This is a genomic window from Saccharobesus litoralis (assembly GCF_003063625.1).
In the GTDB taxonomy this organism is placed as follows: domain Bacteria; phylum Pseudomonadota; class Gammaproteobacteria; order Enterobacterales; family Alteromonadaceae; genus Saccharobesus; species Saccharobesus litoralis.
In genome coordinates this window covers 3752658-3775826 of the sequence record NZ_CP026604.1, presented here as the reverse complement: position 1 = coordinate 3775826, position 23169 = coordinate 3752658, and the positions used below count along the sequence as shown (strand labels likewise).

26 protein-coding genes are annotated in these 23169 nt (G+C 39.8%); 3 read left to right on the top strand and 23 right to left on the bottom strand.

Going from position 1 to position 23169, the window contains the following annotated elements; translation table 11 throughout:
* Positions 1 to 59: 59 nt before the first annotated feature.
* The 4 genes from C2869_RS13600 to bfr (C2869_RS13585) all read right to left on the bottom strand — a co-directional run bounded on the left by C2869_RS13600 (position 60) and on the right by bfr (C2869_RS13585) (position 3438).
* A complete protein-coding gene (locus C2869_RS13600) occupies positions 60 to 827 on the bottom strand; it encodes a PIG-L deacetylase family protein (protein WP_108603457.1) in 768 nt (255 codons plus the stop codon).
* 470 nt (positions 828 to 1297) lie between these two features.
* Entirely contained in the window at positions 1298 to 2353 is a 1056-nt protein-coding gene (locus tag C2869_RS13595) for an extracellular solute-binding protein (protein WP_108603456.1), read from the bottom strand.
* A gap of 143 nt (positions 2354 to 2496) precedes the next feature.
* Positions 2497 to 2964 carry a bacterioferritin gene (bfr, locus tag C2869_RS13590; protein ID WP_108603455.1) on the bottom strand — a complete coding sequence of 156 codons (468 nt, stop codon included), beginning with the start codon at positions 2962 to 2964 and terminating at the stop codon, positions 2497 to 2499.
* Between the two features lie 9 nt (positions 2965 to 2973).
* Positions 2974 to 3438, bottom strand: coding sequence for a bacterioferritin (bfr, locus tag C2869_RS13585; RefSeq protein ID WP_108603454.1), 465 nt, complete (start codon positions 3436 to 3438; stop codon positions 2974 to 2976).
* 258 nt (positions 3439 to 3696) lie between these two features.
* On the opposite strand from bfr (C2869_RS13585), the gene C2869_RS13580 reads away from it, so the two are divergent.
* Positions 3697 to 4044, top strand: a complete 348-nt coding sequence (locus C2869_RS13580; RefSeq protein WP_108603453.1) for a DUF6170 family protein — start codon at positions 3697 to 3699, stop codon at positions 4042 to 4044.
* A 198-nt stretch (positions 4045 to 4242) separates the two neighbouring features.
* On the opposite strand, the gene C2869_RS13575 is transcribed toward C2869_RS13580, so the two are convergent.
* From C2869_RS13575 to ccmA, 10 genes are read right to left on the bottom strand one after another with little or no spacing between them, the layout of a single operon-like run.
* Positions 4243 to 5058 carry an MlaA family lipoprotein gene (locus C2869_RS13575; RefSeq protein WP_108603452.1) on the bottom strand — a complete coding sequence of 272 codons (816 nt, stop codon included), beginning with the start codon at positions 5056 to 5058 and terminating at the stop codon, positions 4243 to 4245.
* A 35-nt stretch (positions 5059 to 5093) separates the two neighbouring features.
* Entirely contained in the window at positions 5094 to 6335 is a 1242-nt protein-coding gene (gene ccmI, locus C2869_RS13570; RefSeq protein ID WP_108603451.1) for a c-type cytochrome biogenesis protein CcmI, read from the bottom strand.
* Positions 6328 to 6855 carry a cytochrome c-type biogenesis protein gene (locus tag C2869_RS13565; protein WP_108603450.1) on the bottom strand — a complete coding sequence of 176 codons (528 nt, stop codon included), beginning with the start codon at positions 6853 to 6855 and terminating at the stop codon, positions 6328 to 6330. The genes ccmI and C2869_RS13565 overlap by 8 nt, the downstream gene beginning before the upstream one ends.
* 13 nt (positions 6856 to 6868) lie before the next feature.
* Positions 6869 to 7441: a redoxin family protein gene (locus C2869_RS13560; RefSeq protein WP_108603449.1), complete on the bottom strand. Its 573-nt coding sequence runs from the start codon at positions 7439 to 7441 to the stop codon at positions 6869 to 6871.
* On the bottom strand, positions 7438 to 9387 hold the full coding sequence (locus tag C2869_RS13555) for a heme lyase CcmF/NrfE family subunit (RefSeq protein ID WP_108603448.1): 1950 nt from the start codon (positions 9385 to 9387) through the stop codon (positions 7438 to 7440). Before C2869_RS13555 ends, C2869_RS13560 begins: the two co-directional genes overlap by 4 nt.
* 1 nt (position 9388) lies before the next feature.
* Positions 9389 to 9889 (bottom strand): cytochrome c maturation protein CcmE, encoded by a 501-nt coding sequence (gene ccmE / locus C2869_RS13550; protein WP_108603447.1) that lies wholly within the window; start codon positions 9887 to 9889, stop codon positions 9389 to 9391.
* On the bottom strand, positions 9886 to 10092 hold the full coding sequence (gene ccmD / locus C2869_RS13545; protein WP_108603446.1) for a heme exporter protein CcmD: 207 nt from the start codon (positions 10090 to 10092) through the stop codon (positions 9886 to 9888). Before ccmD ends, ccmE begins: the two co-directional genes overlap by 4 nt.
* 10 nt (positions 10093 to 10102) lie before the next feature.
* A complete protein-coding gene (locus tag C2869_RS13540; protein ID WP_108603445.1) occupies positions 10103 to 10846 on the bottom strand; it encodes a heme ABC transporter permease in 744 nt (247 codons plus the stop codon).
* A gap of 4 nt (positions 10847 to 10850) precedes the next feature.
* A complete protein-coding gene (ccmB, locus tag C2869_RS13535; protein WP_108603444.1) occupies positions 10851 to 11525 on the bottom strand; it encodes a heme exporter protein CcmB in 675 nt (224 codons plus the stop codon).
* A 1-nt stretch (position 11526) separates the two neighbouring features.
* The gene (gene ccmA / locus C2869_RS13530; protein ID WP_108603443.1) at positions 11527 to 12126 is read right to left on the bottom strand and encodes a cytochrome c biogenesis heme-transporting ATPase CcmA; all 600 of its coding nucleotides are present in this window, start codon (positions 12124 to 12126) and stop codon (positions 11527 to 11529) included.
* Positions 12127 to 12235: 109 nt separating this feature from the next.
* Between ccmA and fliK the strand changes: the two genes are divergently transcribed.
* Together fliK and C2869_RS13520 are read left to right on the top strand one after the other, a co-directional pair.
* Complete coding sequence (fliK, locus tag C2869_RS13525; protein WP_108603442.1) at positions 12236 to 14938, top strand: flagellar hook-length control protein FliK; 2703 nt, start codon at positions 12236 to 12238, stop codon at positions 14936 to 14938.
* A gap of 4 nt (positions 14939 to 14942) precedes the next feature.
* Complete coding sequence (locus tag C2869_RS13520; RefSeq protein WP_108603441.1) at positions 14943 to 15245, top strand: EscU/YscU/HrcU family type III secretion system export apparatus switch protein; 303 nt, start codon at positions 14943 to 14945, stop codon at positions 15243 to 15245.
* Here C2869_RS13520 and C2869_RS13515 read toward each other — a convergent pair.
* Genes C2869_RS13515 through C2869_RS13475 form a run of 9 tightly spaced genes read right to left on the bottom strand, consistent with a single transcriptional unit; the run spans position 15242 to position 23160 of the window.
* Positions 15242 to 15661 (bottom strand): DUF2802 domain-containing protein, encoded by a 420-nt coding sequence (locus C2869_RS13515; protein WP_159084169.1) that lies wholly within the window; start codon positions 15659 to 15661, stop codon positions 15242 to 15244. The two genes, C2869_RS13520 and C2869_RS13515, sit on opposite strands and share 4 nt — an antisense overlap.
* The gene (locus C2869_RS13510; RefSeq protein ID WP_108603439.1) at positions 15661 to 16155 is read right to left on the bottom strand and encodes a chemotaxis protein CheW; all 495 of its coding nucleotides are present in this window, start codon (positions 16153 to 16155) and stop codon (positions 15661 to 15663) included. The genes C2869_RS13515 and C2869_RS13510 overlap by 1 nt, the downstream gene beginning before the upstream one ends.
* A 39-nt stretch (positions 16156 to 16194) precedes the next feature.
* Positions 16195 to 16983: a chemotaxis protein CheW gene (locus C2869_RS13505; RefSeq protein ID WP_108603438.1), complete on the bottom strand. Its 789-nt coding sequence runs from the start codon at positions 16981 to 16983 to the stop codon at positions 16195 to 16197.
* A 3-nt stretch (positions 16984 to 16986) separates the two neighbouring features.
* On the bottom strand, positions 16987 to 17760 hold the full coding sequence (locus C2869_RS13500) for a ParA family protein (protein WP_108603437.1): 774 nt from the start codon (positions 17758 to 17760) through the stop codon (positions 16987 to 16989).
* Between the two features lie 19 nt (positions 17761 to 17779).
* Positions 17780 to 18937: a protein-glutamate methylesterase/protein-glutamine glutaminase gene (locus tag C2869_RS13495; protein WP_108603436.1), complete on the bottom strand. Its 1158-nt coding sequence runs from the start codon at positions 18935 to 18937 to the stop codon at positions 17780 to 17782.
* A 24-nt stretch (positions 18938 to 18961) separates the two neighbouring features.
* On the bottom strand, positions 18962 to 21229 hold the full coding sequence (locus C2869_RS13490; protein WP_108603435.1) for a chemotaxis protein CheA: 2268 nt from the start codon (positions 21227 to 21229) through the stop codon (positions 18962 to 18964).
* Positions 21230 to 21245: 16 nt separating this feature from the next.
* Entirely contained in the window at positions 21246 to 21989 is a 744-nt protein-coding gene (locus tag C2869_RS13485; RefSeq protein ID WP_108603434.1) for a protein phosphatase CheZ, read from the bottom strand.
* 26 nt (positions 21990 to 22015) lie between these two features.
* Positions 22016 to 22399: a chemotaxis response regulator CheY gene (gene cheY / locus C2869_RS13480; RefSeq protein ID WP_108605059.1), complete on the bottom strand. Its 384-nt coding sequence runs from the start codon at positions 22397 to 22399 to the stop codon at positions 22016 to 22018.
* A 44-nt stretch (positions 22400 to 22443) separates the two neighbouring features.
* A complete protein-coding gene (locus tag C2869_RS13475) occupies positions 22444 to 23160 on the bottom strand; it encodes an RNA polymerase sigma factor FliA (RefSeq protein WP_108603433.1) in 717 nt (238 codons plus the stop codon).
* Positions 23161 to 23169 lie beyond the last annotated feature (9 nt).

The following is a 23169-nucleotide window of genomic DNA, read 5'->3' as shown; positions in this document are numbered from 1 at the left end:
CAGGTACAAAAACCTCTTTATGCTGGAGCATCAAAGCTAGCGTACTCGATTGTAGTTAACTAGCGCTTAACTACACTAAACTCTTCGACGCTAGACTCTTGAGTAAAAACTTTCCACAAAGATTGTAAGCTTAAAGGAAATTGCGTGGCGTATTGATTAAATGCCGCTACACGTTGTGGCTGAAATGCTTTCACATCAATTCGTAATTGCACCAATTCATTCGCAACAGGCTGGTAAATACGATAAGGATGCTTAAATTTTTCAGCCACTTTTTGCGCATGGTTCGCGCGTGCGTCAGACACCTGCACTTGTAAAAAGTAAGGGCTATTTTGATGGTCTCGCCAATAATTTAATGTTTGCTCGCCAATAAAGATATGATCTAAGTGGCCTGTTATTCCGGTTTTACCAAAACTAATAAAAAGTTCGTAGTGGCGTTTATCCGATAGCGATTTTAATTGCTGTTCAATTTGCTTAGCGTAATCAACAGCTTCAAGTTGTTTGTCATCCAAACGCCAAAAAATAGGTGGCAATTTAACCCCTAGCTTTTTTAATGCGGCAATACTTTCTTGCTCTCTAACTTTAGCCAAATTTGCACCGGAAAGTCCCCTGCCCGATCTGTCTTTACCAGCACCCCCCGAAGTCGCATATATCACTTGTATGTGTTTTTTTTGCTGGCTAAACAAAGCTAAAGAGCCACTTAACCATGTTTCGTCGTCTGGATGAGCTAGTACAACTAATACAGATTGGGTATTTTTTAGCCATTGCGGCTCAGCCGAAAAACAGCAAGCGCTCATAAAATAAAGTAAAAAAATTAAAAACTTAAACATAGCAACTTTATCATGTAACTAACACAACCTAATTAGGGGCTCGTCTTACTCTGTGCGAAAACAGAAAGAAGACTAGACAGCGCTATATCAGTATAGGATAGGTAAGAGTAAGATGAGCACTACAATTGCACGGCTAAGCACAATAATAGCTCGCATATAATCAAAAGAAACACGTATCGATTGAAGACTACGTTACGAATAAGCATTTTGTTTTCTCTGTTTTTGTTATGACTTAAATTAGGAATTACAACTGCTTATGTTAGTGCCACATCAATAATATTTTTATAGACGGTGTAAATATTGGGTTAACATAATGTAACTATTTGCATAGTAGGCAAACAGATAAATCAATTCAAGACTGAATAATTAGTTACTTATAGCGAATAATCATAATTAGATAGAGACGTGCTTTGCGTTGAGGCACATATTGAATGAAGGCTAACGACGCCCGTTAGCCTTTAGATGATAAATTAAAGATCAAATTGAACTTGATCTAATAATTTTAATGCATCGCTACGGTATTGACTGATTTTATCAATAGCAATTTTATCTTCTTTAAATGTACCCCAAGATGCCACTAATTCAGATAGTGCAACACCTTGTTTGACTGGATATTCCATATTAACCGAAGCATAGATTTGCTGTGCTTTGTTTTGAGTTAAAAACTCGATCAACTTAATGGCTGCATCTTGATTTTTAGCATGTTTAGTTAACACAACGCCACTCACGTTAATATGCGTACCACGTGAAGACTGGTTAGGGAAATTAATATTAACCGCATCAGCCCAGGCTTTTTGCTCGGTATCCATTACCATTTTCCCTAGGTAATAACTATTACCCAAAGATAGCGTACAAAGCCCTTCTTTAATCGCTTTAACTTGCGCACGATCATTCCCTTGTGGCTTACGAGCTAAATTCGCCTTAACACCTTCTAGCCATGCTTGCGTTTGCTCTACGCCATTGTGAGCAATCATAGACGCCACTAAACCTAAATTGTACGGGTGCTTACCACTGCGAGTACAGATTTGCCCTTTATATTTCGGGTCAGCTAAATCTTCGTAATTAATATTAGACAGATCACCTAAGGTTTTTGCCGAATAAATACTGCGCGTACGTTTAGTTAATGCAATCCATTGGCCATGCTCATCACGAAATTGATTGGGTACGTTTTGTTCAACTTCTGCAGAAACAATTTTTTGTGTTAATGCTTCTTCTTGTAATTGCAATAACGCACTAAGGTTAGACGTTAAAACAATATCAGCTTCTGTATGCTCACCTTCGCGCTTCAATCGTTCAATTAAACCTTTTTTAGCAAAAACCACGTTAGTTTTAATGCCAGTTTCTGCGGTAAAGGCTTCCAAGATAGGTTCAATCAAAAACGGTTGACGGTACGAATAAATATTAACAGTCTGAGTTTGAGCGACAGGTGGTTTTTCAGCCTGTTGCGATTCAACTTGTGCAGATTTTTGTTCAGAGCACGCAATTAGTCCTAACCCTAAAGTGAGTAGTGGTAGAAGTTTTTTCATGAGTTTTATTTTTATTAATGAGAATTGTTCTCAATTATAAGAATAGAGAAAAAATTTGCTAGTAAAATTAAAGCCAAATAGATAAAAGAAAGGTTATAAGAGATGATTAGGCGCAACGCACGCCTAATCATAAGCCCAAAAGACTACATTTGAGACTGTAAGTAGTTTGGTAAGCCCAACATTTTAATTAAACGCAACTGCTGCTCTAACCAATATGCATGGTCATTTTCAGTTTCTTCGAGTAGCGTTTCTAATAGATCACGGCTCACATAGTCTTGCTCTTTTTCACAAAGCGCAATGGTGTCTTTCAATAACTTACCAACTGCATATTCAACCTTTAAGTCGTTTTCTAGCATGCTGGGAACGTCGTTACCAATCAACAAACCATCGCGAGTTGTCATGTCTGGCGTACCCTCTAAAAATAGAATACGCTCAATGAGTTTTGACGCATGATCTCTTTCATCATCAGATTCATGAGCAATGCGCTCATACAATTTATTCAATCCCCAATCTTCGTACATGCGTGAATGAATAAAATATTGATCCATTGCCGACAACTCATTAGCCAGTAATGTATTTAACGCGTCTATAACTTGTTTATTACCTTTCATGGTTATCTCCTAAAGTTGAGCTTGCAGGTAATTTTCAATACCCATACTAGAAATTTGATACTCTTGGGTTTCTAACCAATCAATATGACCTTCTTCATATTCGAGTATCTCTTCCAGTAAATCACGTGAAACGTAATCTTGCGCTTTCTCACATTCAGCAATAGCTCGTTTTAATAATGGAACCTGCTCTAATTGAAACGTTAGATCACACTTAAGCATTTCATCCGTTTTTTCACCAATTTTTAACGTGCCTAAACGTTGCAAATTAGGTAATCCTTCTAAAAACAAAATACGCTCAATCAAATCATCGGCTTGTTTCATATCCTTAATCGATTTTTTGTAGCATTTTTCATTTAAAGCAGACAGTCCCCAATTTTTATACATACGCGCATGTAAAAAAAACTGGTTTATAGAAGTTAACTCGGCAGTTAGAACTTCGTTAAGTAAAACAATAAGTTGGTTATCTGTTTTCATCTTTAGTCAACGCCCCCTTGTTAGGCATATGTCCAGTTATTTCTGGAAGATGTCAAAAGTATAAACCCAATTTGACCTAAATCAACTTTTTTCTTTATTTTTCAATGGTTTACTAATAGTAAGCATTATCATTAGCAACATACTTATCAGCATTAATACCAATAGAAATAAACCTATCAATACATAACAAATGTTTCTATGTGCTTTTTACATCGGACGGTAAAATAAACGTTCAATAAATCGAGACAGCACTATTTTATGGCTTTATATTTTTCATCTTCTCAAGTACCTGCATTACAAAAGTATTCATTTTCAAACCGTATACAAATATTGGCCATTGCCATCTCTTTATTGTCTGTACCGCAAAAGCTATTGCTCAACATTGCTAAATTGATCATCTTAACTGCGCTTTTCTTTATTGTGGCAAAATTACAAGGTTGGACCATGTTACTGCCTATGGTCGCTATCGTCGTCACCTACCCTTTGGTAATAAACCCTATGATGCTGTTTATGGCACAGAAAAACTTAAAGCGAGCCATTGAAAAATATGAACACGAAGCGGCAAAACAAGCAGAAGATGAAAGCGAGCAAAACACAGAAAAATAAATATTAGCAAATAATAGTGAGTCAAAGCGTTCGTGCTTAGGGGTTGGTTCTAGTTGCAGAAGAAGCCTCATTACTAACCTCTATTTAGGTAAATTATAGAGCTAGCGCAGGCAATAGATCCTAAAATCTGCACGATAAGACTATATAAGCACGATATCGGGCTAATTGATTAATAGCCCGATATATTATGAATTAAGTTTAAAGTCCTTCTAATCCCTCAAGCTCCTCTTCAAAGGCTTCAAAATCCTCTAAGTCTTGCTTGCTCTCTTGCGGTTTTGCAACTTTGCCATCTTTGACTTTGTATTCTAAGCGTTGAAAATAAGCTTCTTTAACAAAAGTATATGAGTCAAAACTGTCCTCAAGTAAGGCTTCTTGATCCATCAACTGAATACGGGCTTCTAGTGCTTTAACTGATACACGCCCCACGCTTGCCCAAATATTCAAATCAGATAAAGGTAAATACATTCCGTCAACGACTCCACCAGCGGTAGTGCGTACATCTGTAGGGCCATAGGCTGGCATCATAAGATAAGGGCCCGTATCGACACCATAAACGCCTAGAGTTTCTTCAAAACTTTCATGTTTTTGCTCTAAGCCAAGCTTACTCGCAATATCAAAAAGACCAAAAACACCAAGAGTCGAATTAATGGTAAAGCGACCTAGACTAGTCAACGCATCGCTAAATTTCCCCTGCAATGAGTTATTTAAAATAGCTGCGGTTTCATCTAAGTTATCTGTCGCATTAACCAAACCTTTACGCGCTGGCAACGGCATATAATCTCGGTACCCGACAGCTACGGGTCTTAACACGTGTTTATCTAATACTTGGTAATTAAAATCCCAAACTTCACGGTTAATTGATTCCAATGGATCACGTTTATCAACAGTGTCACCACTTTCAACCTGTGAATTAGAAACCTGACTGGTCTGTTTATTAGACTCTTGTTCGGGGAGCGAACTACACCCTGAGGCTAAAATGGCAATAAAGGCCACTAAACTCGTTTTAAGCTGCATTGCTTTACCTAAGTATTTTCTTATACCGAACTATTTTAAAAAACGATATCTGTATTGCTATCTGAATTTAACGTAGTTAATGACGAGTGAAATTCAATTTCATCATCATCTAGTTTAACTTCTTCATCTTTTGAAAAACGAACACTGATATAAGCGGTTGATAGACTGCTTAAATTCATGCTGGCTATCATGGCATCTTTATCTGACAATACCACTTCGTTTGGTAAACCAGAGGCTAAAGGTATCTTTTTCACTGCAAAAGGCGGTCCTTTTTTAGCAGGTCTAGCAAAGACAAACAGCCATTGATACTGACCCACTTTATCTTTAAGTCCAGCCAATTTAACTGTCACCGTTTTGCTAGCAATAGAAGAAACCGACTCCATAGAATTATCAGCGACTTGCTCACCATTGGCTAAAGAAGGAATGGCCTGTAAAATTAGGCCGCGACGTTCATCATTGGCCGGTAGACGCTCGAGTACCTCAGCCATAATCACTTTTGCTATTTTATGGTTGCCTAACTGATTCTCTACATAACCAAGTAACATTGCAGATTCAACGTCACTACCATCATCACGTAACAACCCTTGCAGGACTTGCTTCGCTTTATGCAAATAATTATCTTGTTGAGTTGCAATTAACGTTTGCGCATAACTTAAACGCGTAGAGCGTTTATTCGGCTCCAATTTAAGTGATTGTTCAAGCGCTTTAATTGCCGCTTCGACATCATTAATTGAAGCAGCAACTCGGCCGAGTAATAACCACCCGATTGCATCATCCGGTTGTTCAGCAAGTTTGGTGCGCAAGCCTAAGTAAAAGGTTCGTAAATCTTCAAAAGTAACATCGCCACCTTGACCCATAACGATTTTTTGCCCTAAGTCAGCGCGCTGTGCAACCGCTGATTGCCATTGTTCCAATTGCTGCATTTTGCCTTGAAACAAATAAAAACCCATCGATAAAACCACAATGATAAAAGGCACCGCAATCACGGCGTTTAATTTAACACCAACTTGTTTAGTTTGTTGATTTTGCCGCTCTATTAAACTGGCAAGCTCAAGCGTTAAATCTTGAGTTGATTGCTCATATTCATCCTGAGCCATACGGTCAGCAACTAAATCTTCATCAAACTCTTGTTGTTTTTGTAGCAGAATTTTTTGTTCATTGTTTTTTAGTAATTCGTCGTTGTTTAGCTGCGCTTTACGCATACGACTAATGGGTAAAGCCAAGTACCCTATACTAATAAGCGATAATAGAGCTATTGCAAGCAATGCATCAGTCATCTTTAGCTCCTTGTTGTTTATTCTTGCTTAATAGTTCTCTAGCCTGCTGTAACGCGGCAGAACTAGGTTGGCTACTTTGCTCAACTACTGGTTTACTTTCTGAGTCGTCAGTTAAACTGGGGTGTTTTCTACGACTGCGCACAACGACTGTGGTAAACAATAGCCCCGCAACCAAAGCTGGGCCTAACCACAACCAAATAGTGATAGTATTTACTGGTGGTTTGTAAGTAACGAAATTACCATAACGTTGAACCATGTAATCAATAACATCGTCTTTACTTTTGCCTTCTTTAACAAGCTGATACGTTTTGTTTTTTAAATCTAAAGCGACTCCCGCATTAGAATCGGCAATGTTTTGATTTTGACATTTCGGACAACGTAACTCTTTCGTTAACTGTAAAAAAAGGGTTTGTTGTTTATCTGTTTCGAACTGATAATTTTCATGAACTTCAGCGTTAACCATAAAAATACAACAGCTCAATATTAAAGAAGATAAGCTTCTAATTAGAGTTGTATACATCTTGTAACCTTCCTTATTCAGCCAAAGCTTGCTCAAACAAGGGCTTAAGTTCTGATTGCCAAATACGCGAGTTTATATCACCTCGGCGATGCCAAATAATTTTTCCTGCCTTGTTGACTAAAAAACTTTCAGGTGCACCTGTAATGCCTAAATCAAGCGATAGATCGCGGGTTTTATCATATACGTTGTAGATAAATGGATCGCCTAACTGCCCTAACATTTGCTTTACTTCTAAACGCGTACTACGTATATCAACTTCACCAAATGCCGCATCGGCAGCATTATCATAGTAAACGCCCACAATCCGCATATTGTGCTGTTCGCGCAATTGAGTTAGGAATGGCAACTCAATACGACAAGTTACGCACCAAGTCCCCCAAACATTAACCAGTGTTACTTTTCCTATAAACTCAGATTCATCGCGCTGCACCTTACTATCCATCAAATCGCCTAAGTGAAATGCCGGAAAATCTCGATGTAAACTGACATTTTCTATATTGGTTGGATCAGAAAATAAGCCTTTATAAAAGAATACAGATATTGCTAAAAACGCAATTATTGGAATGATTAAATAGGTTTTCTTCATGAGACAGCAACCGTTTTTGAACGAAGAGATAACACTGTTCTGTAGCGTCTATCTGCAATACACAAAATTGCGCCAATACACATAAATATTGAGCCTAACCAAATCCAACGAACAAAAGGCTTAACATAAACGCGCACAGCCCATGAGCCATCGTCAAATTGTTCACCTAACGCTACATATAAATCTCGAGTAAATCCGGCATCAATCCCCGCTTCAGTCATAACAGAAGACTTAACTTGGTAGTAACGCTTTTCCGCGTGTAACGTAAACAAGCTGCTTTGTTTTTGCACACTAACATCAGCGACAAAAGAAGAATAATTAGGCCCTTTAACTTCGCGAATGCGATCTAAGGTAAATTGGTACTGACCTAAATTAACTTTGTCACTCTGTGCCATTCTCACGTCTTTTTCAACCGTGCCGAATGTTGTCAACGCAATGCCCGCAATTAAAAATGCAAAACCAACATGTCCCATCACCATCCCCCAATGAGACAAAGGCAATTTGCTTAAACGGTTTGGTTCACCTTTGGTATTCTGAATAATTTCCCAAATGGTTAAGACTGTTATCCAAAGTGCTAAAGTTACACCTAATAAAGTCCAGATATTGTCGATGGCGTATGCGAAATAACAGGTTAGCGCAAAAACTAAAGTCACAGCGATTGCCGATAAAATGGCTTTATTGTTACGTGTGAGTTTATCTTGTTTCCAGCGGATTAATGGCGCAATACCTAAAACCAATGAGAAAGGAACAAATAAATAGGCAAAAACATTATTAAAGAATGGTTCACCAATTGAGATCGAACCTAAGCCAATTTCTTTATGAACCAGTGGTAACAAGGTACCCAATAACACCACCACTAAAGCAACCACTAATAAAATATTATTGATAAACAACAAGACTTCACGCGAAAACAAACGGTAACGATGTGTACTGGTCACCTGCGATCCTCGTACAGCATACAAAGTTAAAGCGCCGCCAATAACAACTATCAAATAAGCTAAAATAAATAAGCCTCGTTCGGGATCGCTCGCAAAAGCGTGCACAGAGACCAAAATGCCAGACCGAACCAAGAAAGTGCCTAATAAGCTTAAAGAAAACGCGGTAATAGCAAGCAACAAAGTCCAACTTTTAAAGGCATTGCGTTTTTCCGTTACTGCTAAACTATGGATTAATGCAGTACCAGCTAGCCAAGGCATAAAAGAGGCATTTTCTACAGGGTCCCAAAACCACCAGCCACCCCAGCCTAATTCATAATATGCCCACCAACTACCTAACGCGATACCACAGGTTAAAAAGCCCCATGCAGCCAATGTCCATGGACGAGTCCAACGAGCCCAAGTTGCGTCAAGCTTGCCACTAATTAACGCTGAAATAGCAAAAGCAAAAGCAACAGAAAATCCAACATAGCCCATATAAAGCATAGGAGGATGAATGATCAAACCAAAGTCTTGTAGCAACGGATTTAGATCTCGGCCATCGACAGGATAAGCAGGAAAAGTACGATCAAATGGATTTGATGTGATTAAGATAAAAGCTAAAAATCCAACTGCAATAAATCCAAGTACAGAGATAACCCGAGCAACATCTTCATCGGCTAACTGGCGACTAAAAACAGAAACGCCCAATGACCAAAGTACTAAAATCCAAATCCATAATAGAAGTGAACCCTCATGCGCGCCCCAAACAGCGGACAAACGATAATACCAAGGAAGTAAACTATTGGAGTTATTAGCAACGTAAGCCACGGAAAAGTCATTGACGTAGAAAGCCCACGACAAACAAATAAAAGCCAATGTCACCAGCAAAAATGTACCCGAGACTAATGGCCTAGCTAATGATATTAATGCCGCATTACGTTTTTGTGCTCCCCACATTGGTAGGATAGCTTGAGCGATCGAGAAAAAAAGCGCTAAAATCAGCGCAAAGTGTCCAATTTCTGGCAGCATATTATTTTCCTAATTGCTCATCTGTGTAAGTCGGCTTTTGGTGCTTAACCCCTTTCATAGCCTCTGCCACTTCTGGTGGCATGTATTCTTCATCATGCTTGGCTAAAACTTCAAACGCCTCAATAACAGTCGCACTGCGTAAATGACCTTGCGCTACGATCCCCTGACCTTCTCTAAATAGATCCGGTAAAATACCGTTATAAGTTACGGTTACAACCCCACCAGAACCGACCAAATCAAAGCTGACATTAAGATCGGTATCAGAACGCTTCACTGAGCCTTCAACCACCATACCACCAATACGCAATCGTTGACCGACAGTCGGCATTATGGTTTTTTCTTCGCCCCCCTGTTCAATCACTTTGCCGTTTATGATTTCACCCGGTGTATAAAAGTAATCAATATTCTCACTGAGTGCGGTAAGAATAAGCGCCGTTGCGGCCCCAATACCTAAGACTAATATACTTGCAATTAATAAACGTTGTTTGCGTCTTGAATTCATAATGTCATTTCAGAGTTTTGTTGTTGACGACGTAATTTTTCAATACGTAGCTTTTCTTCTATTTGATTAAAAGTGGCTTTACGCTCTTTGATCGATAACCAATATAGTAAAGCCAACAGAGTAAAAACGAGCCCTACACCCGACCAAACATAGCCGGCATAGCCACCCATAGCGAAAAAATCATTAAGACTACTAAATTGCATATTCGCTCCGTTATTTTGCCATTTGTCGAACGAGTTTTAATACCCACTTGCGATGAGCTTCAGATTTAACCAATTCAGTAGCAAATCGATAACTCGTTAATGCTGTAAAGAGTAAAAAGAACCCTAAAATATTAATCAGCAATGGCCACAACATTTCTGCAGGCATTGATGGTTTTTCAAATTTGGAGATAGTGGCTCCTTGATGCAAAGTATTCCACCATTCAACTGAATAATGAATAATAGGTACATTGACAATCCCAACGACAGCTAAAATACAAGCGGCTTTGCCTCCTGTGCGTCTATCATCAAAACTAAAATACAGGGCAAAAACACCGATATATAAAAACAATAAAATTAGTTCAGATGTTAAGCGAGCATCCCACACCCACCAAGTTCCCCACATGGGTTTTCCCCAAATAGCCCCCGTCGCAAGGGCTAACGCTGTAAAAACGGCACCAATAGGTGCTATTGCGATAACGGCTAATTCTAAGGTGCGAATTTGCCAAACTAATGCGCAAAAACCCGCAATTCCCATTGATGTATAGGCGCCCATCGACCAAATAGCGGCAGGAACATGGAAGAAAATTAAACGATAAGATTCACCTTGCTGATAATCTGTTGGCGCAAAAACTAAGCCCCAAATTGAACCTATGATCAAACATAGTGCAGCAAAAGGCATGACCCAAAAGTAAATGCGATTCGAAAGTTCATACGCTTTTTCCGGTTTAGCGTAAGGATGTAACCATTTAAACATACGTTTAACTCATGACTAATTTTAAAGAATGTTCTGTCGCTATTGGCGCCAGAGTAATACCTAATACAGCTAGCCCTGTTAGCATCAGCATAGGGCCTTGTGCAGGAATACCCTGAGCCGCAGCATCAACCGCTGCCGAAGCAAAAATTAAAGCGGGTATTAGTAAAGGGATCACTAACAAGGCTAAAATACCACTACCTTTACGTGAACCAAGTAACATGGCACTTGCAATTGACCCCAAGGCAGTCATTAACAAACTACCTAAAACTAATGTTTGTGCTAGCACCCACCAAGTAGATAACGCCAACTGCAAAAAAGGAACTAGCAAAATACTAGCCAAAACCAAAGGCAAGCCATACAACAGCCAAAAGCTCAATACTCGTGAAAGAACAGATAAAATGCTTGGGTGACCAGAAATAAACACTTGCTCTAACCAACCATTATCAAACTCTTCCGAAAACATCCGTGGCAAAGCAATTAAAATAGATAAAATGACCGCTATCCAGCCAATTGCAGGAGCGATTCGAGATAGCAAATTAGCTTCGGGGCCAATCGACAAAGGCACTAACACCACAACTAAAACAAAGAAAATAAGCGGTAAACCAAACTCATGCTTTTGCGTAGCTGCAACTTGAAAATCGCGCTTAAGTGAATGACTGAAGTATTGAAAGTAAGACATACTAAAACCGATACTCCAATGCAAAGTTAATATCGACAATATCAACAGGCAGAGGCTGATGACTGGTAACTACAACCATATTGCCTGCCTGGCGATGTCGGTTAAATAGTTGATTCAATATATCAATACCTGCAGCGTCAATTGAGGTATAAGGCTCATCAAGGATCCAAAGCTTAGCTTTAGAAACCCACAACCTTGATAACGCCACTCGCCGCTTTTGTCCGGCCGACAAATACTTAACAGGTACATTTTCTAAACCAGCCAAACCCACTTTACTAACCAATTGATCAATATCATCATTTTCTGCTGTTAAAGAAGACCAATGGCGCATATTTTCAACTGCCGTTAAACAGTCGTTAATGCCGGCTTTATGACCTATATACAATACGTCTTGCAACGATTGACTTAGTGGTAAATCACCAAGCGAAATACTGCCATGATGGTATTGATGTAAGCCACATATACTGCGAAGTAATGTTGTTTTTCCTGCTCCATTTGGCCCAGTTACGTACATAAGTTGGCCAGGTAACAACGAAAAAGACAGTTCTTCAAACAAGACGCGATTATTTCTAATGCAGGTTAATTGATTGACCGATAACAAAAAAAGTGGCTCTTGCGCTATAATTTGAGGCGCATGTTAGCATAGATTTTGATTATCAGACTAGGGTAATAACCCTACGATTTGACGTAGAACAACTCTGAAAACGATTATGTACGAAGCTCACCTCTCACAGCTAAGAAAAGTACAGCACGATGCTGCGTTATCCAAAACTCAGCAAATACTCGATAGTGTTCAATTAGCGCAAGACCAATATAAAAATGCGGTGTTAACTCGAGTTCAAGACACGTTAGCGAATATAAAAATAGGTAATCAAAAAGCATTTGAATTACCTATGCCCAAAGATCAGTTAGCTCAATTTACGAATAAACAAAACATTCAAATTAAACAAACTGGCAATCAGGTTGAAATAAAGCCCGTTCCTGTATCGCAAGTGAATCACCCACTTTCTCCCTCACAAAGCCAACAAATTGCTATTTCTACATTAAGTAATGGGCTGAATAAACAGCCAATGGGTGCGATAGTTCAGGGAAATTTAAATCGCCAAGGACAAGTCGAATTTATCCATAGCGGACAACGATATACCGTTACCACTGCAATAGAACAAACGAATAAAGCGCTAAGTTTAGCTATAACCGAACATGGAAATAAAGTGCTAATCACTCAGATTGGCGGACAAAATCAACAATGGCAGCTCAATAAAACGGTTACCATTGAAGCGGGAAAATTAAATGTTGCAGGACAACAATTACAACTACCCAAACCCTTAAATCAAATTTCTGGAACGTTTAATGTTGAATTAGCCAAGCCATCTGATATTGCTAGCTTAAATTCAATATCCCCACAAAAAGCACACCTTGCAGAAACACCGAGTCATTTTAATATCACACTGGCGACAAAACCCGAGACACGCATTTCAATCGCTAAAACCTTACTGATCCAAAATGGTCAGTTTGAACTCAATGGCCAACAGTACCAATTACCAAAACAACTGCAGTTTTTAACTGGCGTATTTAAAATTGAGGACTTACAGGCAGGCACGATAGAAATATCTCGCGGTGGCAGTAAACATATCATTCCGTTAGTTCCAACGGGCAAATCTACAGCCACATCCATCCCAGCAACCGGCCAAATTGTGCAAGTTACAGACAAAAATTCTGTATCAAAAACGAGTGTATTTGTCTCTACAAGTCTTACGACTGAGCATTTAAAAATAAATTTAGGTGGTCAAAATCTGTTTCTGAATTTGCAAGCATTAAATGCATACCAAACCACACAACCTAACAGTAACGCGACAACTGTAGTCAATAACCATCAGGTGCTTGAACAATCTTCGTTAGTAAAACAACCTAATTCACTCTCATTAAACAGCAGCTTATCTCTCGCTGATCAAAATAATCCACTTGCGGCATTTACGTTAAATAGCAAAGAAATTAAATTATCTCTGCCAACCAATCGAGGCGTAGTAAATTTTCAAATACCTATTTCACAACTCGTTAAAATTTCTAATCTATCTCAATTAGCCAACACTTTTATTAACGAATTAACAAAAATAGGGCTAAAAGAGACAAATCACAGCTTATCTTCCGGCAACCCTATCAATACAGAAAATACCGTAAATAGCACGCCATTAAATTCAAAAGACAAAATTGCGAATGCACCGTTATCGGCTAACACCTTAAGCCACTCACCTATCAATAAAGCTGGCCCCAATATAGAAAGCTTGGTTCAACAACTCTATAAATCATTAAATCTCAATATAAAGCCTTCTTTAGAGCAAATTCCTGTTTTAGATGCTAGTTTAATGAAATTAACCTACCCTAAAAATCCGACTCATAGCATTAATGTCGAACTAGCAAAAAATACGCTCAGTAAATTAATTAACGACAATATAATGGCGTTGCCACAGCAACCTAACCTAGAGAGAACATTAAATGCACAATCAGACATCAATAGCCACTCTTTGTTAAGAGCGTTAGGTATTCCAACTAACCAAAGTCTAAATCCCCCCCCCGCTTCAGCTCATGTCAGTAATTTAGTGTCAAGCCTGCTAAAACAAGTAGGACAAATACCGTCTTTGGCAGAAGTTTTAAATGAGCTCACGGCTCTCAATAAATCACCGACTTCAAATAACGCCCCATTAAAGAATGTGGTGGCTAACGCCTTGCAGCAATATGGCGTACAAAAATCTGCACAAGAGATCCAACAATTATTTAGCGCACAACAAGCCAATCAAAACTTGATTGCCAGAATAAACAATAGCAATACACCGATTAACCAAATCGCATTAGCCTTACAAATTTTATTTACTGGAAAAGCAACCAACCGCCAAAACACAACGTCAACGCCCAATAAATTGGGCAATAACGATACGGCAATGGATAATTGGTTAAAACCATTAGCAAAAGTCATTTCAAACCAGCAAGCCACGCAATTGAAATCAGCACAAGCTCAGTTAAAAGACCAGAAAGAAATATATACCAATATTCCTATTGTGGTTAACGGTCAATTTCAAAATGTCGAGCTCGCATTTAATTACGACATAGCGCAAGCGCCAGAAGAGCAACATAAAGGAGAAATAAGCAAAACACAGTTAATGCGATTCTCATTAAAATTTGACATGGATAAACTAGGTAAAATGCTCATTAAAGCTGCACTCATTGAAAATGATTTAAAACTGAGCGTATATACTGAAAAAGCATCAACGTTAACAAAATGCGAGCAAGAAATAACAAAACTGAGAACAGAGTTAGCTAAGCAAGAAATTCAACTGAGTGAAACACAATTCAAACAAGGAAAAATTCCTAAAAACCTATGGGCTGAAACATCAATAGGCGTGCAATATAGAGTCTAATATTATGACCAACAAAGAAAATAAAGCGGTAGGATTAAAATACAATGCGCCCAATGCACCGGAAGTCGTTGCTAAAGGTTTTGGTGAACTAGCTGACGAAATAGTATCATTAGCAGAAGAAAATGGCGTGCTCGTCCATCAAGACACTGAATTAGCTGATTATTTAGCTCGATTAGATGTCGGTGATGCGATACCGAGAGAAGTTTATATTATTGTCGCTGAGTTAATTGCTTGGTCATATATAATTCAAGGTAAGAAACCAGAAAATTGGAACAATATACACAACAAAGTGGATGATAAAGTTTAACTTTGCACTTTTCCACGCATAGCGATAACTAACTCAGCCTCGGCTCTTGGAATTTCACATTCCATCATTATTTCTTCGACGCTAGCGCCCTTAGCAACCATTTTAGCCGCTCGGTTATACAGCTTCGAATCAGGATCATGCATGGCTAATTCAGCTTGCTTATCACTCATGTTTTGTAATTCGACTTGGACACTCGCCTTAATTTGTTGGATCGTTTTGCCCATGCCGATAGCACCTGTTCGGACTTCGTCAATAGCGAGGGAATTTTTTTCACAGGAATGAAATACTTTATCAAGATTTTTTTGCAGGCTAGCGTATTTATCCCTACTTTGTTTTAACCAAACAAAGCAAAACGCTATTAAACCAATGCTAATAGCGTTTAAACCTAAAGATACAAATAAAAGTTTATCAAACATTAAATAACACTTAGCTCTTCCCATTCCTCATCGCTAAGCAACTTGTTTAAATCAACTAAAATTAATAATTCACCATCACGGTTACTCACACCCTGAATAAAACGGGCACTCTCATCTGTACCAACATTAGGTGCTGTGTCGATTTCAGACGCACGTAAATAAACCACTTCAGCAACACTGTCGACAAGTATGCCGATGACTTGCTTTTCCGCTTCGATGATGACAATCCGAGTATTATCAGTAACCTCAGCAGACGCTAAACCAAATCGAGAACGCGTATCGATTACAGTAACGACATTGCCTCGTAAATTAATAATACCAAGCACGTACACAGGTGCACCAGGGACGGGGGCAATTTCTGAGTAACGCAGTACCTCTTGTACTTGCATTACATTAATACCGTAAGTTTCTTCGTCTAGCTTAAAAGTTACCCATTGCAGGACTTGGTCATCGCCTGTTGCTGGATCCGATGTTAGATTTCTTTCATCGCTCATGCCGCAGCTCCGTTATTTAGTCAAAATTCTATTTATTAGTTAACTACCTAAACCTTGATCTAGCAAATTTATTAATTGCTCAACGTTTAGTAAGGCACACATTTTTTCTTTTACCATACCGGCAAGCCAAGGGCGTTTACCAGAGCTTTCCCGCCACTTTACATCTTCTTGTTGCAAAGTAATAGTATTGACTAGCGATTCACACGCTAATCCCCACTGACTGTCACCCAACATAATTAAATATTTATAGTTTAGTGACTCAGCTAATACCTTGTCGTATTTTTCTGGCATAACCCACTGCGCAGAATCTACAACATTTATTTTTTCTTCTCTATGAACCATTACGCCCATAAACCAATCTGGCTTACCAAACAATGAATTAGGTTTTTGCAGGTTATGGATCCCGCCTAATTCAGTTAAAGGTACTGCCAGAATCAAACCCGCCACCTCAAAATATAAAGCTTGAAAGTCACCTTCTCGATAAGCTTTTGGTGGTTCAATTTTTTTAGGTGGCTGCTCTACAACACTTTGTACTTGAGTATCAACAGCAGTTTCAATAACAGGCTCAGCCACCACTTTCGCTTTAGGTTTCTGAACCTCTATTATCGGTTCAGCATCTATTTGGCGCTGTTTAGCTTCTTCTAATAGTTTAGCAACCGGATTAATTTTAGCTTCAGGTGGCTTCACCTCAGCTTCTTTCAATGCAACCGGAGCTTGTCTATACGCAACCTCTTGTTTCTGTGCAATCGGCGAAACATTATCTTCATTAAGCAATGCAGATAAGTAATCTTCCATCACCTTTTCACTTGCAAACAAACTTTTACTCATTATTTAGCCATCAAGCTGTATCAAATAGGTCAGCAAAGTATTATACGAAAATACTCCTCGTGATTTAGGTGCATATACCGATGGCGGTAACTGTTGTAAGCTTGCATCTCTAAATTTAGTGTCGACTGGTATCACACTCGACCATACCAATTCTGAATAAAGCCGTTTTAGTTCTTTATAAGCTTCCAATGAAGCTTTCGTCCGCTTATCAAACATCGTTGGTATAATGGTATAGCGATAATCCTTTTGCTGCGAACGTTTCATTAACTGCAACGTTCTAATCATTCTGTCCAATCCTTTTAATGCTAGCGCTTCTGTTTGAACCGGCATCAAAATTCTATCACATGCAGCCAATGCATTAACCATCAAAACCCCCAGTACTGGTGGGCAGTCAATTAACACATAATCATACTCATCCGCTATTAAATTTAATGCATTTTTGAGTATTAACCCCATACCGCCTTGGCTTCCTAAACGTCGATCTAAAGTTGCCAAAGCCATAGTAGCGGGTAGTATATCTAAATTATCAATTGTAGACGGACACAATGCCTGAAATATCTGCTCCTGTCTCAATTCTTTACCTTGGATAAATATATCGAAAACACTATTATCAAGCTCTTCCGAATCTATCCCAAAGTAGTAAGTCAATGAAGCGTGCGGATCCGTGTCAACAAGTAACACCTTATGGCCTCTCTGTGCTAAAAGACCACCTATAGTCACTGTCGATGTTGTTTTACCCACGCCTCCTTTTTGATTGGCAACAGTCCAAACTACCACTATTAGTTCCTAAATTCGTTTACAGGCCTAGCTCAGCAATAATTCTACTGGCGAAATCCTTCAACGCAATGCTGTCTTCCGATAAACCAGCTGCTGTCACTGCTTGCGGCATACCATATACTACACACGACGCTTCATCTTGCGCCCAAATTGTTGCACCTGCATCTTTTAACAATCGAGCGCCTTCTCTACCATCTGCACCCATACCGGTCAGTACCATACTTAAAACATCACCGCCGAAAGATTTAGCTACTGAACCAAACGTTAAATCAACACTTGGTTTGTAAGTAAGCCTATCACTTTCATCTACCATCACTTTAAGCTTGGCTGATGAGGAACGCCCCTCAATCATCATCTGAGTCCCACCAGGAGCTAAATAGGCGGTTCCTGGTCGTAAGACATCGCCATTTTCAGCTTCTTTGACCGATATTTTACATAAGCTATTAAGACGATTAGCAAACGCTGGGGTAAAAGCAGCTGGCATATGTTGAATCAACAAAATCGGTACTGGGAAATGACTAGGCAATTCAGTTAGAATTTTTTGCAATGCAACAGGCCCGCCTGTGGAAGTACCAATAATAACTATTTTGTACTTTTTATCTTTTTTAACCACGGGCTTACGTTGTGCCACAACAGGCCGGCTCGCGCTTGAACTCAACCCACCAATAGATGGACGCGTAGTCTGTGAGACACCACCACGAGTCGAAGGAGTCACTCGAGCGGTACTAGCCTGTTTTTTTAATGGAGTACGAGTAGGTGTTGAACGTCTAAAGTAAGCGCGATGTGCACCAAGCTGCTTAATTCGATTTTGCAATAACTCTACCGCATCATTACGATTACGAGCAATATCTTCGAATTTTTTTGGTAAAAAGTCTAAAGCGCCAGCATCTAATGCATCTAATGTTGCTTTGGCACCATCATGAGTTAAGGAACTAAACATTAAGATTGCAGTTGGCTGTTGAGCCATAATTTCACGTACAGCTGAAATCCCATCTAACACAGGCATTTCGACATCCATAGTGATAACATCAGGCTTAAGCGCTAACGCCTGAGCAATAGCCTCTTTTCCATCTTTCGCCGTACCTATAACACTGAGCTCTGGCGCCTGTTCAATTATTTCAGACACCCTTCTACGGAAAAAGCTGGAATCGTCTACGACTAAAACCTTAATTGACATATTTATATCAGTTCTCAAACCACACTAAGTACGTTTAGCGTAATGTTTTAATAAGCTAGGAATATCAATAATTAAAGCAATTCCACCATCACTGGTAATTGTTGCACCGGCCATACCGGCTGTGCCCTGCAATAACGCATCAAGAGGCTTAATAACAACTTCCTCTTGACCAATTAATGAATCAACAACAAAACCAACTTGTTTATCTGTCCCTAGTTGCACTACAACAACATGCCCATCCGTGTCACCAGAAGGTAAACCGAGTCGATTTAACCATTTTTCTAGATAAAACAAGGGGATCGCCTTTTCGCGAACGATCATCGTTAATTGCCCATCAACCGTATTGGTCTTAGATAAATCCATATTGATGATTTCACTCACCGCTGCTAAAGGTAAAGCGAAAGTTTGTTGGGCTACAACGACCATTAAGGTTGGCAAAATCGCCAACGTTAGAGGGACTTTAATCTCTAGCCTTGTTCCTGTACCCAATTCAGAATGAATATTGACAGAACCATTTAGCTGGGTGATTTTAGTTTTAACAACGTCCATACCAACACCTCGTCCTGAGATGTCAGATATTTCTTGTTTAGTAGAAAAGCCAGGCGCAAAAATTAGATTATAGGCTTCGTTGTCAGACAACCTAGCGGCAGCATCGCTATCTAGAATACCTTTATTAATGGCGATATTTTTAAGCTTTTCTGCATCCATACCTGCACCATCATCTGTGATGGTCAGTAAAATATGATCACCTTCTTGCGAAGCACTTAGTTTTACAATACCGCAGCGTGGTTTGCCTTTAGCTTCACGATCATCTGGCATTTCAATGCCATGGTCCACTGAGTTACGAACCAAGTGAACAAGAGGGTCCGCTAATGCTTCAACTAAGTTTTTATCTAAATCGGTTTCTTCACCCTCGAGCTCAAGCGATATTTCTTTATTTAATGAACGTGCAAGATCACGAACAACACGAGGAAAACGCCCAAACACTTTCTTAATTGGCTGCATTCGGGTCTTCATCACGGCGCCTTGCAAGTCACCGGTTACCACATCTAAATTCGCTATGGCCTTAGACATACGTTCATCAGCTTCATTCGCTAAACTGACTAAACGATTCCTAACCAAAACTAGCTCACCCACCATATTCATGATTTGGTCTAAACGAGAAGTATCGACTCGGACTGTAGTTTCTTGCGCTGGTGCAGCTGGAGCCGGCTTTTTCTTATCAGCCATTTTAGGCTTATCTGGCTCAGGTTTCTTAACTGGCGCTGGTGCACTTGTAACAGGCTTAGGTGCAGCAGGCGTAGGCTCAGGAGCTACTGGAGCCTGTTTAGGTGGTTCTACAGGTTTAGCTGGTTGGCTACTTTTGTCTTTTGGTTTACTATCAGAAACGACGTCAGTGACTGAAGGACCTTTACCTTTACCGTGTAATTCATCAAGTAAGCTTTCAAATTCATCATCCGTAATTTCGTCACTTGAAACAGACGATGGCGCTTGTACTGGTTTAGGACTTGTTTCAACCGGTGTGGCTGCAACATTAGCTTCTGCGACTCCGAATTGGCCTTTACCATGCAATTCATCAAGTAAGGCTTCAAACTCATCGTCGGTAATATCTTCGTCACTACCACCAACGTCCATCGATATTGCGGAAGGTGGTGCGCTTGGCGTTGGCGCTGAAGTCGAGGTTGTCTCTACTGACGATGTAACTGAGGGACCACGCCCTGAACCATGCAGTTCATCAAGCAAGGCTTCAAATTCATCATCTGTGATTTCATCTATACTACCGCCATCTTCAACACTGCTACCTGGCAGGTCGAAAATCTCAGGTTCATTACTAACAATGGGAGAAGGTTCTGGTTCTACTGGAGCGGCGACAGGCTCAGGTGCGGCGACGCTTTCAGCGCCTTCAGGTTCAGACAATCGATGCAATGCCTCAAGTAGCTCAGGATCGGCAGGGTCAGGTTCTTCACGAGCCTTAACTAATGCAAACATTTCATTAATAGTATCTAACGCTTGTAAAATAACATCCATCAACTCAGGAGTTACTGAACGTTGACCATTTCTTAAAATGTCGAACACATTTTCTGCACCGTGGCAGGCATCAACCAAAGTTGTTAATGCTAAAAAGCCTGCTCCACCTTTTACAGTGTGAAAGCCACGAAATATTGCATTTAATAAATCTGCGTCTTCAGGGTTGTTTTCCAACTCAACGAGTTGTTCAGAAAGTAATTCGAGTATCTCCCCTGCCTCGACAAGAAAATCTTGCAATATATCTTCGTCTGCATCAAAGGCCATGAAACCTTCCTTCTTATTAGAAACCTAAACTTGACAGCAAGTCATCAACATCATCTTGGCCAGATACTACATCAGTGCGCTCTTCAGCGTTGACAATTGGCCCTTCTGCGGATTCATCCAGACCTGATATCGTCTCGGCTTGTTCTTCTTGTGATTCAACAGGCGTCCCGAATACAGTTAGTAAATGAACTAAGTTTTCTTCTACTTCGCGCACCAAATCAATAACGCGTCGTATAACTTGACCCGTTAGATCTTGGAAATCTTGAGCCATCAAGACATCATTTAATTGGCTGCGAAGTAAATCAGAGTCACTATCCGCTTTTTTGAGTATGTCATCGACCGAATAACATAACTCTTTAAATTCTTCCAAGCTGATTTGGCGGTTCATGAGTTTAGACCACGTAGGAATAACCGCTTTAATATGCTCGTTTAATTGATCGGCAACTGGGATACTGGCTTCAACTGCATCCATCGTCCGGTTTGCAGCCGACTCAGTCATTTCAATGACGTATGCCAAACGATTTTGCGCATCAGGAATGTCCTCGTTGGCTAAATTAGCGATACGAGAATCAAGTTGAAAATCCTGTAGGGAGTTGTGTAGCTGGCGCGTGAGTTTACCCACTTCAGCAAACAGCTCTTCAGAAGCTGCTTTCGAACTTTCTTCAACAATTGCATTAGCTTGCTCAATATCACCACTTTCCAATAGAGCAACAAGCTGTTTTGCGGTGTCTAAGTCCACATAAGGCGTAACTGAACTCAAAGTTTAATCTCCAATAGTAGTGAAAACTAACCTAAGCGTTCGAATACTTTTTCTAGCTTTTCCTTAAGCGTAGCTGCAGTGAATGGCTTAACAATATAACCGTTAACCCCTGCTTGCGCCGCCGCTATAATTTGTTCCTTTTTGGCTTCAGCTGTCACCATCAATACCGGAATATGCTTTAAGCGCTCATCGGCTCGAATCGCTCTAAGCAAATCAATACCTTGCATACCAGGCATGTTCCAATCGGTTACAACAAACTCAAAGTCTCCGTTTTGCAACATAGGTAATGCCGTTGCACCATCATCAGCTTCCTGAACATTTGTGAAGCCAAGATCGCGAAGCAAGTTTTTTATAATGCGTCTCATTGTAGAGAAGTCGTCTACAACAAGCACTTTCATATTTGTATTCAAAGCATTCTCCAATTAAGGTAATTTGCTACGTAAAAATTTTGTTCTTATGATTGCCATGATGACATACGACCTTTCAGTCTATGCATGGCTTGGCTATGTATTTGACTAACTCGCGATTCACTCACGTTTAATACAGCACCAATTTCTTTTAGGTTTAATTCTTCATCATAGTATAACGATAAAGTTAATGCCTCTCTCTCAGGCAAAGTTTTAATCGCTGCAGCCAGAGAATCTTGAAACGCCCCATGCTCAATCTCACCGTATGGCTCATCATCAGCGTCTTCGGAACCACCTAAAACATCTTCTGTGACGCCAAGGTCTTCGATACCAATAATTTTCCCACTACTCACATCGTTAAGCATTTGGTGATATTCGTCAAGTCCAACTTGTAACTTCTCTGCAACATCTGAGTCACGAGCATCTCGACCTGTTTCTTTTTCAACCTGAGCAATAGCATCTGCTATCATTCTGCTGTTTTTATGTACTGAGCGAGGCGCCCAATCACCACGACGAATTTCGTCTAACATTGCTCCACGGATACGAATACCAGCAAATGTTTCAAAACTTGCACCTTTAGTGGCGTCAAAGTTCCTTGCTGCTTCTAACAAGCCAATCATTCCTGATTGGATTAGATCGTCAACAATCACGCTTGCAGGTAACCTTGCCATCATATGATGAGCAATTCTCTTAACTAAACCTGCATGTTGCTCAACTAAAACTTGCTTTTGATCAACCGTTTGATATGCCGCAGCCTTGTTCACGTAAATACC